This is a genomic window from bacterium (assembly GCA_040753085.1).
Lineage (GTDB): Bacteria > UBA9089 > JASEGY01 > JASEGY01 > JASEGY01 > JASEGY01.
Window position 1 is genome coordinate 1 of the sequence record JBFMHI010000195.1, and the last position, 4,375, is coordinate 4,375.

General features: G+C 46.7%; 4 protein-coding genes. All 4 read left to right on the forward strand.

Annotation, left to right across the window (positions count from 1 at the left end; genetic code table 11):
- Positions 1 to 184: 184 nt before the first annotated feature.
- On the forward strand, positions 185 to 1,465 hold the full coding sequence (locus AB1797_13265) for a molybdopterin dinucleotide binding domain-containing protein (protein MEW5768555.1): 1,281 nt from the start codon (positions 185 to 187) through the stop codon (positions 1,463 to 1,465).
- A gap of 195 nt (positions 1,466 to 1,660) precedes the next feature.
- The gene (locus AB1797_13270) at positions 1,661 to 2,674 is read left to right on the forward strand and encodes a hypothetical protein (GenBank protein MEW5768556.1); all 1,014 of its coding nucleotides are present in this window, start codon (positions 1,661 to 1,663) and stop codon (positions 2,672 to 2,674) included.
- 299 nt (positions 2,675 to 2,973) lie between these two features.
- Complete coding sequence (locus AB1797_13275; GenBank protein MEW5768557.1) at positions 2,974 to 3,432, forward strand: rhodanese-like domain-containing protein; 459 nt, start codon at positions 2,974 to 2,976, stop codon at positions 3,430 to 3,432.
- A 21-nt stretch (positions 3,433 to 3,453) separates the two neighbouring features.
- A complete protein-coding gene (locus AB1797_13280) occupies positions 3,454 to 4,095 on the forward strand; it encodes a molecular chaperone TorD family protein (GenBank protein ID MEW5768558.1) in 642 nt (213 codons plus the stop codon).
- The last annotated feature ends 280 nt before the right edge of the window (positions 4,096 to 4,375 follow it).

The following is a 4,375-nucleotide window of genomic DNA, read 5'->3' on the forward strand; positions in this document are numbered from 1 at the left end:
CAAGTATTTTTTTAAAAATATTAAAAATATTCGTAGGCACACTTTTTAAACATATTTTAGTTGTATCCTCTTGATATATATAGAGTTAGGTCTATTTTTTAGGTGATTTTTAGGGGGAAGTTCCGATGTATCTCATCATATTGCCCATGGGATTCTTGAGGGAAGGCAGAAGCTGAGCGTTTATATTTGGTATATGTATAACCCTGCCTACGCTAATCCGGATGCCGGCACCTGGGATGCCTTACTCAGGGATACCCAAAAACTACCATTTATTGTAGCCATTGATGGGTTTATGAGTGAATCCTCCGACCTCGCTGATATTATCCTCCCTGATTCAAGCTATTTACAGCGACATGACCCGGAAAATATGCCCTCAGCCTTACTTCCCTGGGTTGGGGCAAGAATACCGGTAGTGGCAAACATCGGTGAACAGCGTGAGGTAAAGGATATCTTAAGAGACCTGGCAGGCCGAATTTCACCTGAGGTAGCTAAGTATTTTGAGAAAACACCGGAGGAGTATCTGGCTTACCAGATGGATACTGTGCCTGGACTAAAGGAAAAGGGTGGACTGAACTTTATCCGTCAGCATGGTGTTTATCCAGTCTATGGACCAAATGATAAGCCAGAGTTTGAAACATTTAAAAAGAGACTTAAACAGGCTTATGATGGAAGCTTTATCTGCCCGGATAATGATGCCCATAAACTTACCGAAGCCGAAGAATATCGCGGCATAGTGCTTAAGTGCCCGGATTGTAAGAAAATTCAAGGGGTTAAGATAGATGGCGTGGGTTATGCCGGGTTTAATACCCCTTCCCGAAAAATCCATGTCTATGTGGAGGAATGGGAGAAATACGGGTTTGAACCAATGCCGCATTACTGGCCTATCCCACAACACCAGAATATGAAGGATGATCAATTGATTATGACTACCTTTAAGGTCAATGTGCATGTCCAATCAAGGACATCAGCCTGTAAATGGTTATCCGAGATACACCACGCCAATCCTGCCTGGATTAATACCAAAACCGCATCAGCAAGGGGTATTAACGAAGGCGATTTGGTTAGGGTGACTTCAAAGATTGGTTATCTGGTGACCAAGGCACATTTGACTGAAGGGATTCACCCAAAGGTAGTGGCCATATCTACCTCAGCAGGACACTGGAGGTACGGGGCAGTATCTCAGGCAAAGAAGGACTTGACAAACCCCTATGGCAATCCTGACCCTGATGTTAATACCAATATGTGGTGGACAGATAATGGGGTTCACCCAAACCGGATTATCCCTATCTCTACAGACCCGATTGGTGGTGGTCAAGCCTGGTTCGATACAATAGTCACGGTAGAGAAGGCAAAACCAACGGATAAGTATCAAACCGTGGTCTTTGACTTAGAGGCAGGCAAGAAGGCGTATCAAGAGACATTACAGTATGCGACCAAGAAGCGGGGTGAGGGTGGAGGACATTAAAGACTTTATGGAGTGCGGTGGCTTGCCACCGCTTTCAGAGGCAACAAAGCGAAAGCAAGCTTTCGCACTCCAAAACAAAAAGGAGGAACGTAACCGTTCACCTCACCACGGAGACACAGAGACACTGAGAAAAATCTAAAATCATTCTCCGTGTCTCTGTGTCTCTGTGGTGAACAATTACGGAGGACAAAAACAATGAAACGAATTTTAACGCTATGTCTAACAGCAGGTATCTTGAGTTGCTCTCAATTGGTCTTTAGTGAGGAGAAGCCAAAGGTTGAGGTAAGCGGGTATTTTTGGTTGCAGTATCTAAATGACCTCTCTGATTCACCGGAGAAGGGAACAAAGAGCCAGAGCTCATTTGAACTTAATCGCATGCAGATTCATGTAAAGGGAGCCTTTACTGACAAGGTCAAGGCGAATATGGTCTTAGAGGCACAGACACCTGAATACCCGGGGGGGAGTCTCAAGAGCCCGTTTGTCAAAAACATTGTCTTAGAGATGGCTGATCTGCTTCCTTTGCCAGGGAATAAGATTATTATAGGTATACCAGGAACCCCCTGGATTGGACAGGAAGAGGGTATCTGGAAGCACCGCTTTATCTATCGCGTTCAGGCAGATGCTGATGCCGGGGTAAAATCAAACGATAGAGGGATAGGTATAGCCGGAAAGATTCCCAACTCCTACGGCGATTATGCAATTACCTATGGCAACGGTGAAGGTGGGACAGGCAACTTTGACGATAAGTATAAGGATGTCCAGGCACGCTTAACTGTCTCTCCCGTTCCCAGCATCCTTTCAGGTTTAAAGTTACACCTGTTTAAGCAGATTGGAAAACAAACCAGCAACGGCAAGAAGAACGACGTTTTGATTGGTGGGCTTAGTCTTGAGGATAAAGCTCATCATCTAATGGCCAGCTATCTAAGAAAAGAGGTAGAAACAACTTCCACGATTACCTCCCCTGGTTTAAGTATCCACGGCTCTTACAAGATTACGCCGGAGGCAGGCATCTTTACCCGTTTTGATAGCTGGGACCCAGATAAGGATAAGAGCGATGATGCCTATAAGCGGATAGTTCTTGGCGCAACCTATTCACCATTTAAGGATATCCGCTTTGCCGTAAGTTATATTGCCAAAAACCTGCAAAAGGAGACGGAGACGAAAAAGAACCAGAAATGGCTTAGCCTGCATGCTGAGGTGAAATATTAAGGCAGTAAAGCATCTCTTGGTGGCCTACTTAAATTGAGGAATATATCCAGGTTGGCCGCTAAAAGTTGCGGAGGGAAAGTATCAGGCTCGGACCCCAGCGATAGCGGCTGGCCTTACCGATCACGTCTGGCCTCTTTGGGGATGGCTCACTCTACCTGCCGTTCAACGTAAGTAGGCCACCAACTAATATTCTTCTGAATAATGGCCTCAGAGAAGAGATGAGCGCCTATGCCCGTCAATTGGCTCTGACCAGGTATTCCTGGGATGAGGATCACGGAGAGGACAGCGGAGGTTTATGGATGAGGCGGAATTTACTGTCAGAACTGCTCATGGTCTTGTGGCTAACCGGCTGTAATGACAGCGGTGATATTTCGGCTAAAGAAGTAAAGCTGCTTATGGAGAACGGCCGACTCAAGGAGGTTATCCTTTTGGATGTGCGAAGGCCGGAAGAGTATGCGGCCGGGCATATTTCGGGAAGTCTTTCTATGCCGCTTAATAGTCTGGAGGAAAGGATAGGCGAGTTAGACCAGGCCAGGCCGGTTATCGTCTACTGCCAGAGTGGTAAAAGTGGATGCAGCCGCAGTCAAAGGGCTTGCAGATTGCTCAAAGAACAGGGATTTAAGCGAGTTAAGGATATGGCCGGTGGAATAAATGAATGGCGCCGGATTGGCGGAAAAATAGAAGGCAGCGGCCAGGCAGAGGAGACGGGTCAAACAAAGATGCCTGTCTGGGAGTTAGGTCATGGGTGTGAGGATTGAAAAAAAGGAGGGCCTCGTCAAATGGAAGGTTTGATACCCCAGGAAAAGGATAGGGGGGATAAAGCAGAAGAGGCTGAAAGGATAAGTGCGGTTTATAAGCTCTTATCCAGGATATTTATCGGCGAGGTTGATGCCCCGTTTTTAAGGCAAGTACGGACAGAGGGCTTCTGTGAATCCCTGAAAAGCGCCGGGATAGATTTCGGGGATGAATTCCTGAGCCGGAATGAAGAGGAACTCCTGGAAGACCTGGCGGTAGAATACGCCCGGCTCTTTATTGTGCCGGGGATTAGCCTCCCCCCTTATGAGTCTGTCTATGCCGAAGGGATGCTTAGCGGGGAATCCGCTCAACAAGTAGGTAATTTTTATCGAAAATGTGGGATGGAGGTAGTGGAGGCGAGCTTCCTGCCGGACCATGTGGGCTTAGAGTTGGAGCTAATGAGTTATCTGAAACAAAAAGAAGCCGACGCCTTGAAAAACGGAAATCAGGATACCTCCAGGTGGATGGAACTTCAAAAGGAATTTATGGCCGACCACCTGGGTAAGTGGGTGCCTCAATTCTTTACCATGGTGGAAAAAGGGACAGAGTCCCCCTTCTACAAAGAGATGGCTAAGTTAGGCCGGGAATTATTAGTTGGATGTAACGGTTATGTCTTTGCGCCTTAGGGGCTGAACGCTTACCATTGGTAACCGTTCAGGGGGATAATGAAAGTTGAGGGGAAATTTTTGTAACTATTCAGCCCTTAAGGCACAAAGACACAAAGATTACCAATAATAGCACACGGATTACACGGATGAGACGGATTGACACGGATAAAAATTTAGTAACCGTTCAGCCACAGATGCACACAGATGAAACACGGAAAATCCGTGAGCCGTGTCCGTGATTCGGGTCTGTCCTTAGGCTGTAGGGACAACCCTTGTGGTTGTCCGTCTACGGAACGGA

Bases quoted from the DNA above. Each gene is read 5' to 3' on its own strand.
- AB1797_13275 (MEW5768557.1), top strand. From the start codon at position 2,974: ATGAGGCGGAATTTACTGTCAGAACTGCTCATGGTCTTGTGGCTAACC.
- AB1797_13280 (MEW5768558.1), top strand. From the start codon at position 3,454: ATGGAAGGTTTGATACCCCAGGAAAAGGATAGGGGGGATAAAGCAGAA.
- AB1797_13270 (MEW5768556.1), top strand. From the start codon at position 1,661: ATGAAACGAATTTTAACGCTATGTCTAACAGCAGGTATCTTGAGTTGC.